Source organism: Paenibacillus sp. PvR133, assembly GCF_017833155.1.
Classification (GTDB): Bacteria; Bacillota; Bacilli; order Paenibacillales; family Paenibacillaceae; genus Paenibacillus; species Paenibacillus polymyxa_B.
Map to the genome: position 1 here is coordinate 199,288 of NZ_JAFIBS010000001.1, position 15,777 is coordinate 215,064.

Below are 15,777 nucleotides of genomic sequence, written 5' to 3' on the forward strand. Positions count from 1 at the left end.
TCTATCAATCTATCAATAGCATTCCCGTTGTCAAAGGTTTTATACACACAGCTACGGCAAAGCCCTTCTAAAATATTCATCTGCCTACTGGGTGTTCGACCATACATCGTAGGCACCGTAAGAATAGACTATGATCACAATGCATCTTACACCAAAAGAGGTGAAATCATGTTTCCGATTTATCCTGTAAATGAAGCCAATGTGGCACCTCATGGTGGACGTCTGGTCTGTGCCGTTATGCGTGATGGTACACGACACATCGGCATCTTAAGTGGGTGTAGCAAAGGCAAGCTGATGTTGAACGGATATCCATCCTCCTTTCCTGGCAGTCTCTACGCCGGGAGCTACAGTAACAAAGGAAAACAATCCCCAAAAAAGAATTCCTCTAAAAAGAAAAAAAGGAATCCTAAAAACAAAGCTCGTACCTCTGCCAAACTAAATGCCTTAATTAAGCCGCCTAACGAACCTCTGAGTCCATCCTTTCCTTATGACGCAGGCGGATTTGCTGGAAATGGCAGACCAGGCTATCGCGGTGGGTACGGCGGATATGTATACGGGGCAGGGCTTGCACTAGATCTGGCTTTAATCGCCTTTTTATTCCTCCTGATCTAAACACCTTGTTATGGAACACAAAAAACCGGAGGACTATTGTCGTCTCCGGTTTTTTGTATTCGTTTATTCTACATTCTACTCTGCTAATCCGTTCTTATAGGCATAGATCGCCGCCTGTGTACGGTCTTCCACTCCTAATTTAGCGAGAAGGTTCGTGACATGGAATTTTACCGTCTTAATCCCGATAATCAGCTCATCTGCGATATCCTGATTAGACTTCCCTTGTGCCAACAGGCGAAGCACCTCCATCTCACGATCAGTCAGTTCCGTATGCGCGGGTGCCTCAGCCTGTGGCTGGCGAAATCGATTCATCATCTTGGAGGCCACCTGTGACTCTAGTACGGACTGTCCGCGTGCAGCTGCACGGATCGCATCCGCTATCTCGGAAGCACGAGACGTTTTGAGCAAATAGCTGAATGCCCCTGCCTCAATGACCGGATACATTTTCTCATCGTCCAAATAACTCGTCAGCACAATCACCTTTGTCTCTGGAAGCAGACGAGTTACTTGGCGTGTCGTTTCGATGCCATCCATGCCATCCATGACCAGATCCATCAAAATGACATTTGGCTTGTATTCGGAAGCCAACCGTATGCCTTCTTCTCCGCTTCCGGCCTCGCCGACCACTTCAATACCTTCTTCCGTCCCCAGCACCGCCGCAAGACCAATCCGTACCATTTCATGGTCGTCTACCAGCAGTACGCTAATCGGTAATTCCGTTTCCATGATCATCGTTCCTTCCGCTTTCATCATTAATAACTGGCACGGACACCTCGATCCGTGTTCCTTTTCCCGGAGCCGTTATATACTGAATAGCTCCCCCAATTTCACTGACCCGCTCCTGCATCGTGGATAGTCCATATGAAGTCTGCTTTTTCTCATCCAGTTCAAAACCAATACCGTTATCCCGAATCGTCAGCCTGATGGAATCCGGGCGTTGCACGATACGAATTTCCATGCGGGTTGCTTTGGCATGACGCAATGTATTAGACATCGCTTCCTGAACAATACGAAACAAGTGGTTCTCAATGCCTTTAACCAACTGTACTCCGCTTTCAATCTCAAAATCAATCTCCATTGGTACCTTTGCCTGCAACTCCTGTACCAAATCACGCAAACCCTGCTCAAGCCGTTTTCCTTCCAGATAGACAGGCCGCAGATGAAGTAGTAACGCCCGCATTTCGGATTGTGCCACGGAAGACATTTCTTCAATTAGCGCAACTTGACGCTGCGCTTTATCAAAATCCTTATCCAGCGTCCTCCCCACAGCCGTCGCCGTCATTGAAATAGCAAATAATTGCTGTGATACGGCGTCATGCAACTCTCTGGCCAGCCGCTGCCGCTCCTCCACAATCGCAGTCATCCGTGCCTGTTCTGCCAACTGAGCATTATCCGTGGATAAGCGTTGTAAAGACGTAACTTGTTCCTGCCATTTACGCCCGATCCGTTCCAGCTGCTCTCCCAGCCTGCCAAGCTCATCATGCCCTAGGGGCGGCAACTCACGTGCAGGGGTTCCCTTTTCCCACATCAGCAACGTCTCTCTCAACATTTCCAATCTGCTTTTAAAGCGGTAGCTCTCATAAAATCCGTACATTGCCCCTGTACCAATCAACACCAGTATAACGGCTCCTGCAACTTTCAATATCATGCCCCAGGTTGGGAACGACTTCACATATCCATATGTATACAGCATATAAAAGACAACTACGCCCACAACAACACACAGGAGGATACCTTCACCCATACTGCGGGTTACCATGTTGGACGTTTTTTTATGATTCATCCCGGCTCCTCCTGATTCAATAAAATCGGACGCGGACATCGCCCGCCAAGTACGAAACGACAAACTTCACTTTATACTCACTCTGCTCAAAATGGGGAGACTTCCAAACCAGTCGATTGAGCATCCCCGCCTCATGATCCCGGTCAAACTGAATCTGTCCGAACAATACGAGCATCTCCACCTCTACACCGTAATTATCCGGTAACGTGATGTCAATGTCACCGAAGATCCCTTGTAGAAATATGACGGACTCACGTTCCTCTGGGAGAGCCAACGTCAGGTCAGCATCCACGTCCCCAACCACATGCCATATGCTTGTGCTGCGCAGACTCCAAGGCACTTCATCCCATTTATGATTGGATATAAAATTGTGCTTGAATATGGAGCTTTGACCTTTATGCAGCTTCCTTGAACGTGAATAGAATACAGCTAATGATGCTAGTGTAACTACCACAAACAGGAACAAATGATCCAGCACTAACAGTCCAGCACCAATCGCAAGCATCGTGTAACCTTTTTTGATTTTGGAATTACGGATCTTATATATTCCGGCCAACATTAGGATCAGTGCAACCACGGAGAGGAACCCAATCCACTGACCGAATAAAATGATAATCCCGATGCCAATTCCTGCCAGTGCCAAGGCTGATTTTTTTCTCTCCATGCTGCACCCCCTTTATGTTTATACAGGACGGAAAAGCCATAGTGGCGCGACATTCCGCCATATGGCTTTCCCGGACCATACAGATTGAGCACGATCATCGACCAATGTCCATTCCATACAGCATATCATAATGTCTTGTTTCCGAGTAGTCAGTCCTTCTTCATATCGACTGGTTTAGCACCTGTCTGAATTTTGGACTTAAGCTGTTGAAGCTGCTCATCCACTTTAAACTGTTTTTCAGCCTCAGCTGGATTAATATATGCTTCTCCTGGAGCTTGACGGTAAGGAGCACGCAGTACGTCAGCTTCAGCTTCCATTTGCATGATTTTTTCTTCCATACGGTGGAAGCCCAATGAAGCAGACCCACTTTCAATCGTGTGCAAACTATTGATTTGAGACATTTGCTTTTTAGCTTTCGCCATTTGAGCACGGGATACCAACTCATTGCGCTTGTTGCGCATTTTATAGAACTCATCTTTCATGTCGTGAAGCTGTTGTACTAATTCTTTTGCTTGAAGCTCAGCTTGTGTATGCAAGTCGCGGTATTCGTCCTGCTTTTGCACAAAATAAATCTTCTCTCCCAACAGCTTGCGCGCTACTTCTTCCTGACCATTTCGTAATGCGGATTCGGCTTGCTTCTCACGCTCATTGGATACACGTACCGCTTCCTCCAAACGCTGTTTCATACGTCGTTCATTCGCCATTTGCTTGGCAACCGTTACCTCAGCCTCGTGAATTTCCGCCTCCATATCGCGCAAATATTGATTCAACATAATAATCGGATCTTCCACTTTATCCAACACTTCATTCACCGATGCTCTTGTCATATCCTTCATTCTTTTAAAGATCCCCATTATTTACGATCTCCCTTCTCGAATTGCTCTACTTTTTTGCGTAACTCTGCCAATTCTTTTTTCATTGCCTTTTTCTCAATATCTTCCATCATGGAATCCAAGTCGTTGTTCTGACCTGTGTTAAATTTGGATGAGTTGCGGGCATCTTGACCAAAAAACGGGTTCGAATTGCCGTATGCGCCGCCCTGATTGTAACCAGTTCCCTGCCCATACTGCGATCTTGTATTGTTACTGCCATAATAGCGCGGGTCCTGTTGATTATAGGGTCCGCTGTCAGGGCCAAATCCTCCATCGAAAGGAGATCTCGGCTCCTTGGAGATAACCAGTGCCGCAATCACATAAATCATAAATGTGGTTCCTGCTGTAATAAAGAAACTGATCACAACCAGAATACGAATCCATGTTGAGTCCATTCCTGTTGCGTCAGAAAGACCGCCACATACACCTGTTATTACTCTATCCCGGCTTGATCTGTAAATTCGGGTCATTATCAATTTACTCCTTCCCGCTGTTGTTCAGCTTGCTTTTCAGTCTCTCCCACTCTTGTTCAAGCAACGATCCACCGCCTTGGGCATCCTGTACATGGTCGCCCTCACCCCGACGTAAATCACGCAGACTCATCGTTTCTGCTTCCATATCGGCTACCCGGTCTTCCAAGCGGTTGAACATTCGGGGAACATTTCGTCCACCGTATGTACCAGCCCGTTCGTTCATTTGCTGCTGGAGTCTCAACGTCTGTACACGTGCCGCATAATACTGACGCTTGCTGTGTACCGTTTGATATTCTGTCTTTAACGTATCTAGCTGTTGTTCTAGCTCACGTAGTGATTCACGGCTCTGCTCCCACAGTTCTCTATACTGCTCTTCTTTTTCTGCATATAGCATTTTCTCCTGAAGGGCCAGCTTCGCGATATGTTCTTCATCAGCCTTCAAAGCCAGTAGCGCCTGTTCCTCCCGTTTGGTCTGCATGGACAATGCATGATCCAACTGCTGCTTCATCTGTCTTGTGTGCATCGCATACTGTTGATGGAGTTTTTCCGCTTCGGCAATTTCCTGGCGGGTATTATACAAGAACTGGTCAATTAGTTGCACCGGGTCTTGGCTTTGTTCCAAATGCTCATTGAAGGTCGCTACCGTGATATCTCGCATTCTTCGAAAAACACTCATTTGCGTCTGCTCCTTTCACAATTCGTATTGCCATAATTTACCACTTCGTTGCTACAATCTTTTTTCATTCGTCAAACTGCTAAATCAGTAACGTCTTCTGCGGTCACTCAGCAGGGAAACACCAAATATGATCAACCCGATTGCCAGTAGCGGTCCCAGAAGCCAGGACAGTTTGCCAAGCAAAATCAGTACCCCGAGTACAAGTACGATCCAGCCGAAGAGCGCATTTCCTTTTTTCACACCGTAGTAGCCTAGCATGACCATAGCTATCGGAATTAAGTAACCAATCAGATGTCCTAAAAAGTGACCGAAAAACGGAGTAAACTTACCGAGCAGCATAATCGAACCCAACACGATCAGTACAATGGCTAACCCATTCCCTTTGTTAACTCTCATCATCTCTCACCGCCTTTCACTGTGTCTTGCTTATGTTCTTATTGTACGCTGACTTAGCGTTCGACAAAACGGACCCCAGACGGTTTTTGAACCTAGACCTAAGTCGGGGATGAATATAGACCTGCGGCTATCACCCTCTATGCTGTTCTGCTGCACGGGCTATCGAGTGTTGCTCACCCGCTTGCTTGGAGCGTAGTGACAGGACAAGACAAGCCAGTAACGCTATAGCTGCAACCATATAAGGCAGGTTAATATGAACATCGAACAACAGTCCTGCAATTAACGGTCCAATCACATTACCCAAGCTTGTATAGGACGAGTTCATTCCTGCCACAAAGCCTTGCTCATCTCCGGCCTGCCGCGATAGAGAAGTGCTTACTGCTGGACGAAGGATATCCATAGCCAGAAAAATGATAAAGGTCGTCAGCATAATCATCACATACTGTTCAGCAAATAGGGTTAGAAAAATGAAAACGCCCCCAATAGCCAAACAGAGGTGAATTACTTTTTTCTCTCCAAAACGATTAATGATCCATCCAAATATAGTTGCTTGGACAACTGCTCCCATAATGGAGCCTGTCGTTATAATGATGGCAATATCCATTGGTGTAAAACCATATTTATGGTCAACAAACAGTCCAAACACTGTTTCAAAGTTCGCTAACCCAAAAGCAACGACAAATACAATGAGTAAACCCATGAAATATGGAGATTGATATGACTTGGCAAATTGCTGCAAAAGATTTTCTTTTTGACGTGGAAGCTCTCTATTAAATTGTTGCTTTTCCTTGCTTAAAGACTCAGGCAGCACTAACAGAGACAAGATAGCCGCTATTCCCGCAGCTCCTGCTGCCGCAAAGAAGGGAATGCGTATTCCATATGTGGCAAGCAAACCGCCAATCCCTGGTCCTATTATGAAGCCTGTGTTGATCGCTGCATTGATCATTCCCATTCCCTTGCCTCTTTCCTCAAACGAGGTCACATCAGCGACATAGGCCATAATAGAAGGAGTAAGCAATGCTGCCCCTGCTCCACCCATGATTCGTGCTATGAACAGGGTAGGAATGGAATTTGCCAGTCCAAAAACAAGCTCTGATAACATGAAGATGAACATCCCAGAAACAATCAACTTTTTACGTCCATAACGATCAGACAACTTTCCTGACAATGGTGATAACAAAAGCTGTGTCAACGCAAAAGCTGCAACCATCAGCCCCATCGAGGAACCATTCATCCCTAGCTCACTTATAAACTTAGGTAACACAGGGACAACTAAGCCAATCCCCATGAATGCCAAAAAAATGTTAAGCATCAATAACAGCATTGCTCCTCGATTTCTTGTGAGTATAGACATATTTCCACCCTTCCTTTTCCGTATCTCTTTATTTAATATTAGATAAACCTTATTATTTTTCAAAAACAATTGAAACTAAAATTGTTTTCTTAGTTTTCATATACAAAAATGGCCTCTTCAAATATGCAGCATATTGTTGAGGCTATTTTTTTATTTTTCGACCAATCCGAACAACAGAATATCTACAATAGAATAAGTTGCTTCCTCTACCGTCACACTGTTATCCAGAAAGAAACGCTGATCAAGCGTTAAATTTACAGATTCAATAATAAGCTTCATGATCAGAGCCTCATTTTTGTTCACTATTATTCCTTCTCGAATGCCTTCCTGAATTAATGTTCTAATCGGAGACCAGTCATTTAAATCGGCATGCACCCTTTTCCATTGCTCAGGATAATACTTTTTCATCTGGTCCAATATTCTTAAATCGTAAAACTTATAATACAGAGGCATGACCCTAATCGACTGCTTAATCTTGTCTAACAAAGATAACTCATTATTTTCGATAATTTGCTCAGTTTTACGAATCATATCATCATTAGTACGCTCAATAAGTGTTTCTAAAATAAGCGTCTTAGACGAAAAATGTTCATACAACGTACGCTTACTAATGGCGAGTCTTTTCGCAAGATCATCCATCGTAAATTTCAAACCATTTTCATGAACTTCCTCTACAAAAGCCTCCAAAATTCTTTCCTGCATATTCGTCCTCATTTCTTTCGCGCTCAGTAAACTAGAAAAGTTTTTTCAGTACCATCATCTTACGATAAGATCAAAGCGCTGGTCAAATCCATGTTAACCTTGTTGCCAAAATCATGAATATATAATAAAAAGGATGATAAAATGCCTTTAAGCATTTTATCACCCTTTTGTGTATACCGGCGAGAGGACTCGAACCTCCACGGTTTCCCACTCGATACCGAATACAATCTTGATAATACCTTGTTTAATGAAGGAAAATAAGCGCTGCTCGTCGATTTCGACCCGCAAGGTAATCTGTCGATGTACTTTGGTATTGAGCAGCGGGATCAACTTCCGTAGCTATGGTCTGCGACAGGACTAACTCAGTTGCTCAGTATCAAGGAATTTAGAATACTTGTACAACTTCTTTAATATCATCAATTTCCTCAAGAATTGCGCGCTCAATAGCAACCTTTAACGTAATCGTAGCACTTGGGCAACCATTGCAAGCTCCCAAAAATCTTAATTTTGCTATACCGTTCTCAACTTCGACCAGTTCAGCATCTCCACCGTCACGCAGTAAGAAAGGACGTAGTTTGAGAAGAACTTCCGATACTTCATCGAATAAAACTCCATTTTCATCCATTATGTCAACTCCTCCCATTTTTTATCAACCGTCAATTCAGACCTTTTTTCACCCTAGATCGTCTGAGTGATCCTTTGCTTTTTGCCTAAGAGTGACCTCTTGATCCGAAAGTTCCCTTATAAGCGTATGAATAGAGTCTAAAGGTATCATCACACCACAACTTGCGCTCAATCCTGACAGCATATTGAAGCAGAACTGAAGTTTTCGTATCTCTCGGGTAATTTGAGCTAGTTCTGAATCGTCCGAATTATTTTTCTTCATTACTAGCACCTCTTTAAAGAATGATAAAGGTTTGATCTATTAAATTAATGAATCAACCGATGCTTCCTTCCATCTCAAATTGAATCAACCGATTCATTTCAACGGCATATTCCATTGGCAATTCTTTGGTAAACGGTTCAATAAAGCCCATTACAATCATTTGTGTAGCATCTTGTTCTGTAAGCCCGCGGCTCATTAAGTAAAACAATTGTTCCTCGGACACTTTGGATACTGTTGCCTCGTGCTCCAAAGTAATCTGATCGTTTTTAATTTCATTGTACGGAATCGTATCTGATGTTGACATGTTGTCCAATATCAACGTATCGCACTTAATATTGGACTTGGACCCTGCGGAATCGCGGCTGAAGCTGGACAACCCTCGGTAGTTTACTTTTCCGCCCTGCTTGCTGATGGATTTGGATATAATCGTAGATGTTGTCTCGGGAGCAAGGTGAATTACCTTCGCGCCAGCATCTTGATGCTGATCTTTACCGGCTACGGCAATAGACAGGATGGACCCCTTGGCTCCCCGTCCTTTCAATAATACTGCCGGATACTTCATTGTTACCTTGGAGCCGATGTTGCCGTCCACCCATTCCATTGTGGCATTTTCTTCTGCCACAGCCCTTTGGGTTACCAAGTTGTAGATATTAGGAGCCCAATTCTGAATGGTCGTGTAACGGACACGGGAATCTTTCCGGCAAATAATTTCAATAACTCCACTATGCAGAGAACTGGTACTATAAATAGGTGCTGTACATCCTTCAACATAATGGACAAAGCTGCCCTCTTCGGCAATAATTAATGTCCGCTCGAATTGACCCATATTTTCAGAATTAATACGGAAATAACCTTGTATAGGAACCTCGCACTGAACACCCTTCGGAATATATACAAAGCTACCGCCTGACCAAACCGCACTATTAAGCGCCGCAAATTTATTGTCGGCAGGAGGGATGATCGTCCCAAAATGTTGCTTAAACACTTCGGGGTATTGCTTTAATGCACTATCCGTATCAAGGAAAATAACGCCCTGATCCTCTAGTTCTTTCCGCATGCTGTGATAAACTACTTCCGACTCATATTGAGCGGATACGCCCGCCAGGAACTTTTGCTCCGCTTCAGGGATTCCCAGCTTGTCAAAGGTTGCTTTGATCTCGGAAGGAACCTCCTCCCAGGTCTTTCCCTGTTTTTCAGAAGGGCGAACGTAATACTGGATGTCATCAAGATTTAGCCCGGTCAAATCCGCTCCCCATTCAGGCATCGGCATTTTGTAGAATTGATTCAAAGCTTTCAACCGAAAATTGAGCATCCACTCCGGCTCTTCCTTGATCCGGGAAATTTCCCGGACAATCTCTTCCGTCAGACCTTTTCCAGATTGAAAAATAGACTGGTGCTTGTCGCGAAACCCATATTTATATTCGCCCATATCTGGTGCTTTTTTAGCCATTAGTATCACTCCTTTTTAACCTTTCAAGATTCATTTTGATTTGCTATGATCTGCCGAGCTTGCTTTCCACTAAATCTTTTAGGCGACTGCGAACACCTTCCAGCGGGATCTCCGAAATGACAGGAGCGAGAAATCCGAAAATAACAAGATGTTCGGCTTCACTCCGTGATATCCCGCGCGACATCAGATAATAGATTTGCTCTGCATTTACTTGCCCCACGGATGCAGCATGACCCGCGGTTACATCATCCTCATCTATCAGCAGGATCGGATTGGCATCGCCGCGAGCTTTAGGACTTAGCATAAGCACGCGTTCTGTTTGCTGACCATCACAATGGGTTGCACCTTTTTCAATCTTTGTAATGCCGTTGATAATGGCCGTAGCTTCTTCAAGCATGACTGCACGCGTAATCATCTGGCTTACCGAGCTTCTGCCAAAATGCTGAGCTTGAGTTGTATAGCTCGATTTTTGATTGCCCGTGCCAATAGCAATCACCTTATTGTCGGAGACCGCCCCGTTGCCTTGTAGCAAAGTCTTGGTATCGCTGGCGGTATAACCATTGTTCATCTCACCAATAATCCATTCCACACCCCCATCAGCAAGAACGACCGCCCGTCGCTGGGTGAAATCTGTTGTAGTTGCAGCAAGCTGATGAACCGAAGCTACTTGCACCTTTGAGCCCGCCCCCGCGAAGACCTCCGTCACACCGTTATGCAATACCTTGACATCATCACCACTCGATACACAATTATCCACATAAGTGATCTTGCTGTTGCTCCCTGCCACAATTAAGACGTGAGGAGCAAAACACACACCGCTTGTATCGTTAAGAAAGATCGCTTGAATAGGTGCTTCAACCTCTACACCGTCTGGGACATATAGAAAAACGCCACCACTCCATAAGGCACTGTGTGCAGCAGATAAACGATGTTCTTCTGGCTTTACTGCCTGAAAGAGATAACGTTGAACCAGCTCCTCATGCTCTTTTGCCGCAGTATGCAGATCCGTTAAAATAACTCCCTGGGCGGCTAAGCTCTCGGACAATTTCGTATACACTACATCCGAGTTGAACTGAACGATTAGTCCGCCTTTCACCGGAGAAGCAACCAAACCTCGAACAACCTCCGGCGCTTCCTCCAAACTAGACCACGCATTCTCAGCCTTGTAATCTCCACTTTCGTAGATATCCCATTTTTCGAGATTGATTTTCTCCACTTTAGGCAACTCCAGCGTCCCTGCCAGTTCGAGTGCGTGAACGCGGCGTTCAATCAGCCAACGAGGTTCATCCTTAGCGCTTGACCATGCGCGTAAATCGTCCACATTCATTGAAACTCTAGCTTGTATATCCACGTGCTGTTCCTCCTCTCCGGCTTTTAAGCTTCCCTTACCGTCTCATCCGTAATCCCAAGTTCCTCCTTCACCCAATCGTACCCTTCAGCCTCCAAACGGTGGGCAAGCTCCGGACCGCCAGATTTAACTATCCGGCCTTGCATCATGACATGCACAAAATCCGGGGTAATATAATTCAACAGTCGTTGATAATGGGTGATGATTAAAAAGCCTCTATCCGGGCTGCGCATCTCATTTACGCCATTGGCCACAATACGCAGTGCATCAATATCAAGCCCTGAGTCCACTTCATCCAGGATCACAAACTTGGGTTCAAGTAGCATCATTTGCAAAATCTCATTCCGCTTTTTTTCACCGCCAGAGAATCCCTCATTCAAATAACGATGCACAAATTCCGGGTTCATCTCCAGCCCCTTCATTTTGCTCTCCATTTCACGGATAAAACGGATTAAGGATATCTCATCGCCTTCTTCACGCCGTGCATTGATGGCACTTCTGAGAAAGTCCGAGTTGGTCACGCCAGCAATTTCACTTGGGTATTGCATAGCGAGGAACAAGCCTGCCTGGGCACGCTCATCCACCTCCATCTCCAGAAGGTCTTCATTGTCCAATGTCACCTTACCGCCAGTAACCTCATATTTGGGATGGCCCATTAAAGCTGAAGCCAATGTACTTTTTCCCGTCCCATTAGGCCCCATAATCGCATGAATCTCTCCGCCATGAATCTCCAGTGTGAGCCCTTTTAAAATTTCTTTCCCTTCAATCTTGGATCTTAATTCCTCAATCTTTAATGTCGTCATTTATCGTAAACTTCCCTTCGGAGTATTCTTCGGCACGCGCCACCAAATCACTCATAAATTTTCCAATAGTCTGCAGCTCAACCTCTGAATAGGATTCAATGAATTGGTAAAACCTTTCTTCTTTTTCTTTGTGCAGTTCTTTATGCAAATGATAAACGTGTCTTCCCTTATCCGTTAAACTAAAGTAAATCTCCTTACGATTGCTGTTCAGTTGACTTCTCATAATGAAGCCCATTTCCAGCAGCTTTGCACTAATTTTAGTAATGCTAGCTTTGGACAACCCCATCTTCTCCACAATCCCGGTATGATTTATCGGTTCATAATCACCAATGCAATCAATAACGTGTACACTAGTAATATTGTTGGAGAGCATGTCAATCTGGTACTTTCTGGCCTGTTGCCGAAACGAGTTAAATTCTTGTTCAGTATACAGCTCATTCAGATGTAGCATTTTAATATATTGCTCGTAAAGATGACCTTTAAAATGATTTTGAAACTCCAATTTCCCAATCTCCCCTCTCTTGTAGTAGTTGCAGACCAAGTTCAGTGTCACCATTAGATTATTTTTTGTTCACTAGTAAACAAAATTATATTAACACAATTGATATTGATTATCAATATCAATTGTGTTAAATGTGACGCAATTTTGGAGGCGCTTTTCATGGGTTTGTTGTCATCGTCATCGGCCTCATGCTGTGTTTTGACTAGGGCACGTCCCGGAAATGGTTTTGCCTACCTCTGATCAATTCGGCAGCACCCGGATGGATATGGTAACCGAAGCCAAGTCCAATACCGTTGCCTATGAACGTCATGGTACACCTGCCACAGACCGGGGTCGCTAGCGTAAAAAGAGGACAAAGGTGGTGCTTGGCCGAGCTGTTTTAAAGCCGTACCGCAGCGTTTGAGTACGCTATCGTGAGCATGTATGGCAATGAATAATCCGTCAGTTACCTGTGTCTGGATATGTTATGGGGCCAAAGAGTATACCAAAAACTGTGGTTTTTGCTGGTGAATCCGAACAGGCGATGCTCCATTCTAGCCAGCACCGATCTGACACTGGAGGCGACCTAGATCATCGAACTTTATACCGCCCGGTTCAAAATCAAATGCACCTTCTGGGCGCTAAAGCAATCCATCGGCGGATTCAGCTACCACTTTTGTAGCAAATCCATTCCGAAGCTCAACCGGTATTTGAAAAAGGATCGGGTTCACCCTCTGGAGTTGTTGGAAGAGGAGAAAGCGCAACGGGACATCCGCCTAACTGTAAAGATGAGAATGGTAAACGATAACCAAAATGGATCCCTACGGGGCTTAAGATAAAAGGAACCAAGAAAAGAGCCGAAATCTTGCTTCAGGAAGCCAGGAAGAATTATCATATGAAGGACAAGCACTCGCGGTTGAAAACGAAGATATGCTGTAAGAGTAAAAGCGGCTACTCCATCCGGTAATAGCAAAAGGCTGTTCGCAGACTTTATGCTTCAATGGCTAGAGATGATGAAGAACAGTATCGGGCTTATCTCCTATTCCGACACTGTAAAAGGCCGCGTAGATCCTTTTTCCGAGAGAAAGGGATGTATTGCTTGATGATTTAACTACAGAGGATTTTCAGACCTTGTATACCCATGAAATGAATGTGCAAGGTGTCAGCGCCAATACCGTTATTCATTACCACGCGAACATTTGCAGAGCCCTTCAGTATGCCGTGAAAATAAAGCTGATTGTGGCGAATCTCCCTGACTTAGTTGAAAGCCCAAAAAAGAACAATTACGTCGTGAGCTTCTACAATGCGAGGAGCTGAATCAACTCCTCGCAGTAATCCGAGGCGAAAGAATTGAGCTTTTCGTTATCCTGGCTGCCTTTTATGGGCTAAGCCGAAGCGAGGTCGTAGGATTAAAATGGTCGGCTATTGATTTATTGAATTGGACTATTAATATTAAACATACCGCCACATCGGGCAATTTGAATGGTAGATATATTGAAATTGAAAAGGACCGAACCAAGAATAAAGCCAGTCGCCGTATACTGCCACTGGTGGACACGTTCTATGAGCTTCTGATTCGTATGAAGGAATAACAGGAATCCTATCGCTTATCTTCTGACAATTCTTATTGTCTTGAATACCTGGAGTATATTTATGTAGATGTATTAGGGGTAAGCATGAAAGAAGTTCAGGAATGGTTAGGCCACAGCGATTATGCAACAACGGCAAATATTTATTCGCATTTCGAATACAACTCAAAGGTGTCTTCAGCTCAAGCAATGAGTGGGGTACTAAAGCTCAAATAAAAAAAGCCCACTAGAGATTATCTCTAATGAACTCTTTTAGTTAATACCGGCGAGAGGACTCGAACCTCCACGGTTTCCCACTCGATTTTGAGTCGAGCGCGTCTGCCATTCCGCCACGCCGGCATATTCAATTATGGAGGCGCCACCCAGATTTGAACTGGGGAATAAAGCTTTTGCAGAGCTTTGCCTTACCACTTGGCTATGGCGCCAGAGTGTAACAAAGCGGACGACGGGAATCGAACCCGCGACCCTCGCCTTGGCAAGGCGATGCTCTACCGCTGAGCCACGTCCGCATAAAGATGGCTGGGGATATAGGATTTGAACCTATGCATGACGGAGTCAAAGTCCGTTGCCTTACCGCTTGGCTAATCCCCAATAAGTAAAGGGCGGCCGATGGGGCTTGAACCCACGAATGCCGGAGTCACAGTCCGGTGCGTTAACCACTTCGCCACGACCGCCGCAAGTAATGAATAATTGGCAGGGGCAGCAGGAATTGAACCCACACCAACGGTTTTGGAGACCGTTGTTCTACCTTTAAACTATGCCCCTATAAAACTGGTGGAGGATGATGGATTCGAACCACCGAACCCGTAAGGGAGCAGATTTACAGTCTGATGCGTTTGGCCACTTCGCTAATCCTCCAAAAATGGTGCCGGCGAGAGGACTTGAACCCCCAACCTACTGATTACAAGTCAGTTGCTCTACCAGTTGAGCTACACCGGCACATAAAATATTCAATTAAAAGTGGCTCGGGACGGAATCGAACCGCCGACACGAGGATTTTCAGTCCTCTGCTCTACCGACTGAGCTACCGAGCCTTATTATAAGGCTCTTCATTAAACGTTGTATTACTAATGGCGGAACTGACGGGATTCGAACCCGCGATCTCCTGCGTGACAGGCAGGCATGTTAGGCCTCTACACCACAGTTCCATAATAAATTTTAATTGGTTGCGGGGGCAGGATTTGAACCTGCGACCTTCGGGTTATGAGCCCGACGAGCTACCGAACTGCTCCACCCCGCGACAATAATAAATATTTAATTTTCAAATGGTGGAGGCTGAGGGGCTCGAACCCCCGACCCTCTGCTTGTAAGGCAGATGCTCTCCCAGCTGAGCTAAGCCTCCACAATTAAGCACTTCTCATATTATACCATAATGAACTTTTTATTGCAAGTTCTTTTATGATATTTTTATGACCCGTAGGGGATTCGAACCCCTGTTACCTCCGTGAAAGGGAGGTGTCTTAACCCCTTGACCAACGGGCCATGCAATAAAATAATTATGGCGGAGAGAGAGGGATTCGAACCCTCGAGACGCTTTTGGCGCCTACACGATTTCCAATCGTGCTCCTTCGGCCAACTCGGACACCTCTCCATATGGCTCCCCGAACAGGACTCGAACCTGTGACAACTCGATTAACAGTCGAGTGCTCTACCAACTGAGCTATCAGGGAATATTAAGCAATTGTTTC

17 protein-coding genes and 15 tRNA genes are annotated in these 15,777 nt (G+C 45.0%); 3 read left to right on the forward strand and 29 right to left on the reverse strand.

Annotated features, from left to right (window positions below; genetic code table 11):
• The first annotated feature begins 168 nt into the window (after positions 1 to 168).
• Positions 169 to 612, forward strand: a complete 444-nt coding sequence (locus JOE49_RS00875) for a hypothetical protein (protein WP_071558265.1) — start codon at positions 169 to 171, stop codon at positions 610 to 612.
• A 75-nt stretch (positions 613 to 687) separates the two neighbouring features.
• Here JOE49_RS00875 and JOE49_RS00880 read toward each other — a convergent pair whose 3' ends face one another.
• From JOE49_RS00880 to JOE49_RS00945, 14 genes are all read right to left on the reverse strand, one after another.
• Positions 688 to 1,338 carry a response regulator gene (locus JOE49_RS00880; RefSeq protein WP_013372995.1) on the reverse strand — a complete coding sequence of 217 codons (651 nt, stop codon included), beginning with the start codon at positions 1,336 to 1,338 and terminating at the stop codon, positions 688 to 690.
• Positions 1,316 to 2,395 (reverse strand): sensor histidine kinase, encoded by a 1,080-nt coding sequence (locus JOE49_RS00885; RefSeq protein ID WP_023990236.1) that lies wholly within the window; start codon positions 2,393 to 2,395, stop codon positions 1,316 to 1,318. Before JOE49_RS00885 ends, JOE49_RS00880 begins: the two co-directional genes overlap by 23 nt.
• Positions 2,396 to 2,411: 16 nt before the next feature.
• The gene (gene liaF / locus JOE49_RS00890) at positions 2,412 to 3,059 is read right to left on the reverse strand and encodes a cell wall-active antibiotics response protein LiaF (RefSeq protein ID WP_023990237.1); all 648 of its coding nucleotides are present in this window, start codon (positions 3,057 to 3,059) and stop codon (positions 2,412 to 2,414) included.
• 149 nt (positions 3,060 to 3,208) lie between these two features.
• A complete protein-coding gene (locus JOE49_RS00895; RefSeq protein WP_023990238.1) occupies positions 3,209 to 3,913 on the reverse strand; it encodes a PspA/IM30 family protein in 705 nt (234 codons plus the stop codon).
• Positions 3,913 to 4,401, reverse strand: coding sequence for a PspC domain-containing protein (locus tag JOE49_RS00900; RefSeq protein WP_023990239.1), 489 nt, complete (start codon positions 4,399 to 4,401; stop codon positions 3,913 to 3,915). The genes JOE49_RS00895 and JOE49_RS00900 overlap by 1 nt, the downstream gene beginning before the upstream one ends.
• Before the next feature lie 7 nt (positions 4,402 to 4,408).
• Positions 4,409 to 5,080, reverse strand: a complete 672-nt coding sequence (locus JOE49_RS00905; RefSeq protein WP_023990240.1) for a PspA/IM30 family protein — start codon at positions 5,078 to 5,080, stop codon at positions 4,409 to 4,411.
• 84 nt (positions 5,081 to 5,164) lie between these two features.
• Complete coding sequence (locus JOE49_RS00910) at positions 5,165 to 5,476, reverse strand: LiaF transmembrane domain-containing protein (protein WP_013311898.1); 312 nt, start codon at positions 5,474 to 5,476, stop codon at positions 5,165 to 5,167.
• 130 nt (positions 5,477 to 5,606) lie between these two features.
• Positions 5,607 to 6,830 carry an MFS transporter gene (locus JOE49_RS00915; protein WP_023990241.1) on the reverse strand — a complete coding sequence of 408 codons (1,224 nt, stop codon included), beginning with the start codon at positions 6,828 to 6,830 and terminating at the stop codon, positions 5,607 to 5,609.
• A 150-nt stretch (positions 6,831 to 6,980) separates the two neighbouring features.
• A complete protein-coding gene (locus JOE49_RS00920) occupies positions 6,981 to 7,532 on the reverse strand; it encodes a TetR/AcrR family transcriptional regulator (protein ID WP_023990242.1) in 552 nt (183 codons plus the stop codon).
• A 385-nt stretch (positions 7,533 to 7,917) separates the two neighbouring features.
• A complete protein-coding gene (locus JOE49_RS00925; RefSeq protein ID WP_013373004.1) occupies positions 7,918 to 8,157 on the reverse strand; it encodes a NifU family protein in 240 nt (79 codons plus the stop codon).
• Positions 8,158 to 8,470: 313 nt separating this feature from the next.
• Positions 8,471 to 9,868 carry a Fe-S cluster assembly protein SufB gene (gene sufB / locus JOE49_RS00930; protein ID WP_023990245.1) on the reverse strand — a complete coding sequence of 466 codons (1,398 nt, stop codon included), beginning with the start codon at positions 9,866 to 9,868 and terminating at the stop codon, positions 8,471 to 8,473.
• Between the two features lie 43 nt (positions 9,869 to 9,911).
• Positions 9,912 to 11,219 (reverse strand): Fe-S cluster assembly protein SufD, encoded by a 1,308-nt coding sequence (sufD, locus tag JOE49_RS00935; protein ID WP_023990246.1) that lies wholly within the window; start codon positions 11,217 to 11,219, stop codon positions 9,912 to 9,914.
• A gap of 23 nt (positions 11,220 to 11,242) precedes the next feature.
• Positions 11,243 to 12,019, reverse strand: coding sequence for a Fe-S cluster assembly ATPase SufC (gene sufC, locus JOE49_RS00940; protein ID WP_023990247.1), 777 nt, complete (start codon positions 12,017 to 12,019; stop codon positions 11,243 to 11,245).
• Positions 12,000 to 12,521, reverse strand: a complete 522-nt coding sequence (locus tag JOE49_RS00945) for a MarR family transcriptional regulator (RefSeq protein WP_023990248.1) — start codon at positions 12,519 to 12,521, stop codon at positions 12,000 to 12,002. Before JOE49_RS00945 ends, sufC begins: the two co-directional genes overlap by 20 nt.
• A 1,412-nt stretch (positions 12,522 to 13,933) precedes the next feature.
• Between JOE49_RS00945 and JOE49_RS26230 the strand changes: the two genes are divergently transcribed.
• Both JOE49_RS26230 and JOE49_RS26625 read left to right on the forward strand, forming a co-directional pair.
• Positions 13,934 to 14,092: a site-specific integrase gene (locus tag JOE49_RS26230; RefSeq protein WP_235308384.1), complete on the forward strand. Its 159-nt coding sequence runs from the start codon at positions 13,934 to 13,936 to the stop codon at positions 14,090 to 14,092.
• An 84-nt stretch (positions 14,093 to 14,176) separates the two neighbouring features.
• Positions 14,177 to 14,305 carry a recombinase gene (locus JOE49_RS26625; RefSeq protein ID WP_143109565.1) on the forward strand — a complete coding sequence of 43 codons (129 nt, stop codon included), beginning with the start codon at positions 14,177 to 14,179 and terminating at the stop codon, positions 14,303 to 14,305.
• A 44-nt stretch (positions 14,306 to 14,349) separates the two neighbouring features.
• On the opposite strand, the gene JOE49_RS00955 is transcribed toward JOE49_RS26625, so the two are convergent.
• The 15 genes from JOE49_RS00955 to JOE49_RS01025 form a co-directional block, all read right to left on the reverse strand.
• Positions 14,350 to 14,428 (reverse strand) — tRNA-Leu (locus tag JOE49_RS00955).
• A gap of 11 nt (positions 14,429 to 14,439) precedes the next feature.
• Positions 14,440 to 14,514 (reverse strand) — tRNA-Cys (locus tag JOE49_RS00960).
• 12 nt (positions 14,515 to 14,526) lie between these two features.
• Positions 14,527 to 14,598, reverse strand: a tRNA-Gly gene (locus JOE49_RS00965).
• A gap of 7 nt (positions 14,599 to 14,605) precedes the next feature.
• A tRNA-Gln gene (locus JOE49_RS00970) sits at positions 14,606 to 14,680 on the reverse strand.
• A gap of 10 nt (positions 14,681 to 14,690) precedes the next feature.
• Positions 14,691 to 14,763: transfer RNA gene (locus tag JOE49_RS00975), tRNA-His, on the reverse strand.
• 17 nt (positions 14,764 to 14,780) lie between these two features.
• A tRNA-Trp gene (locus JOE49_RS00980) sits at positions 14,781 to 14,854 on the reverse strand.
• 7 nt (positions 14,855 to 14,861) lie between these two features.
• Positions 14,862 to 14,947, reverse strand: a tRNA-Tyr gene (locus JOE49_RS00985).
• Between the two features lie 5 nt (positions 14,948 to 14,952).
• Positions 14,953 to 15,028, reverse strand: a tRNA-Thr gene (locus JOE49_RS00990).
• Between the two features lie 22 nt (positions 15,029 to 15,050).
• Positions 15,051 to 15,123: transfer RNA gene (locus tag JOE49_RS00995), tRNA-Phe, on the reverse strand.
• A gap of 37 nt (positions 15,124 to 15,160) precedes the next feature.
• A tRNA-Asp gene (locus tag JOE49_RS01000) sits at positions 15,161 to 15,237 on the reverse strand.
• Positions 15,238 to 15,252: 15 nt separating this feature from the next.
• Positions 15,253 to 15,329 (reverse strand) — tRNA-Met (locus tag JOE49_RS01005).
• Positions 15,330 to 15,355: 26 nt separating this feature from the next.
• A tRNA-Val gene (locus JOE49_RS01010) sits at positions 15,356 to 15,431 on the reverse strand.
• A 68-nt stretch (positions 15,432 to 15,499) separates the two neighbouring features.
• A tRNA-Glu gene (locus JOE49_RS01015) sits at positions 15,500 to 15,571 on the reverse strand.
• Between the two features lie 17 nt (positions 15,572 to 15,588).
• Positions 15,589 to 15,680 (reverse strand) — tRNA-Ser (locus JOE49_RS01020).
• Between the two features lie 3 nt (positions 15,681 to 15,683).
• Positions 15,684 to 15,759, reverse strand: a tRNA-Asn gene (locus JOE49_RS01025).
• Positions 15,760 to 15,777 lie beyond the last annotated feature (18 nt).

What these genes read in the sequence shown, in the direction of transcription:
- sufB (WP_023990245.1), bottom strand. Translation starts at nt 9,868, where the DNA reads ATGGCTAAAAAAGCACCAGATATGGGCGAATATAAATATGGGTTTCGC.
- JOE49_RS26625 (WP_143109565.1), top strand. Translation starts at nt 14,177, where the DNA reads ATGAAAGAAGTTCAGGAATGGTTAGGCCACAGCGATTATGCAACAACG.
- JOE49_RS00895 (WP_023990238.1), bottom strand. Translation starts at nt 3,913, where the DNA reads ATGGGGATCTTTAAAAGAATGAAGGATATGACAAGAGCATCGGTGAAT.
- JOE49_RS00900 (WP_023990239.1), bottom strand. Translation starts at nt 4,401, where the DNA reads ATGACCCGAATTTACAGATCAAGCCGGGATAGAGTAATAACAGGTGTA.
- JOE49_RS00910 (WP_013311898.1), bottom strand. Translation starts at nt 5,476, where the DNA reads ATGAGAGTTAACAAAGGGAATGGGTTAGCCATTGTACTGATCGTGTTG.
- JOE49_RS00905 (WP_023990240.1), bottom strand. Translation starts at nt 5,080, where the DNA reads ATGAGTGTTTTTCGAAGAATGCGAGATATCACGGTAGCGACCTTCAAT.
- JOE49_RS00925 (WP_013373004.1), bottom strand. Translation starts at nt 8,157, where the DNA reads ATGGATGAAAATGGAGTTTTATTCGATGAAGTATCGGAAGTTCTTCTC.
- JOE49_RS00885 (WP_023990236.1), bottom strand. Translation starts at nt 2,395, where the DNA reads ATGAATCATAAAAAAACGTCCAACATGGTAACCCGCAGTATGGGTGAA.
- JOE49_RS00920 (WP_023990242.1), bottom strand. Translation starts at nt 7,532, where the DNA reads ATGCAGGAAAGAATTTTGGAGGCTTTTGTAGAGGAAGTTCATGAAAAT.
- sufC (WP_023990247.1), bottom strand. Translation starts at nt 12,019, where the DNA reads ATGACGACATTAAAGATTGAGGAATTAAGATCCAAGATTGAAGGGAAA.
- JOE49_RS00880 (WP_013372995.1), bottom strand. Translation starts at nt 1,338, where the DNA reads ATGGAAACGGAATTACCGATTAGCGTACTGCTGGTAGACGACCATGAA.
- JOE49_RS00875 (WP_071558265.1), top strand. Translation starts at nt 169, where the DNA reads ATGTTTCCGATTTATCCTGTAAATGAAGCCAATGTGGCACCTCATGGT.
- liaF (WP_023990237.1), bottom strand. Translation starts at nt 3,059, where the DNA reads ATGGAGAGAAAAAAATCAGCCTTGGCACTGGCAGGAATTGGCATCGGG.
- JOE49_RS00915 (WP_023990241.1), bottom strand. Translation starts at nt 6,830, where the DNA reads ATGTCTATACTCACAAGAAATCGAGGAGCAATGCTGTTATTGATGCTT.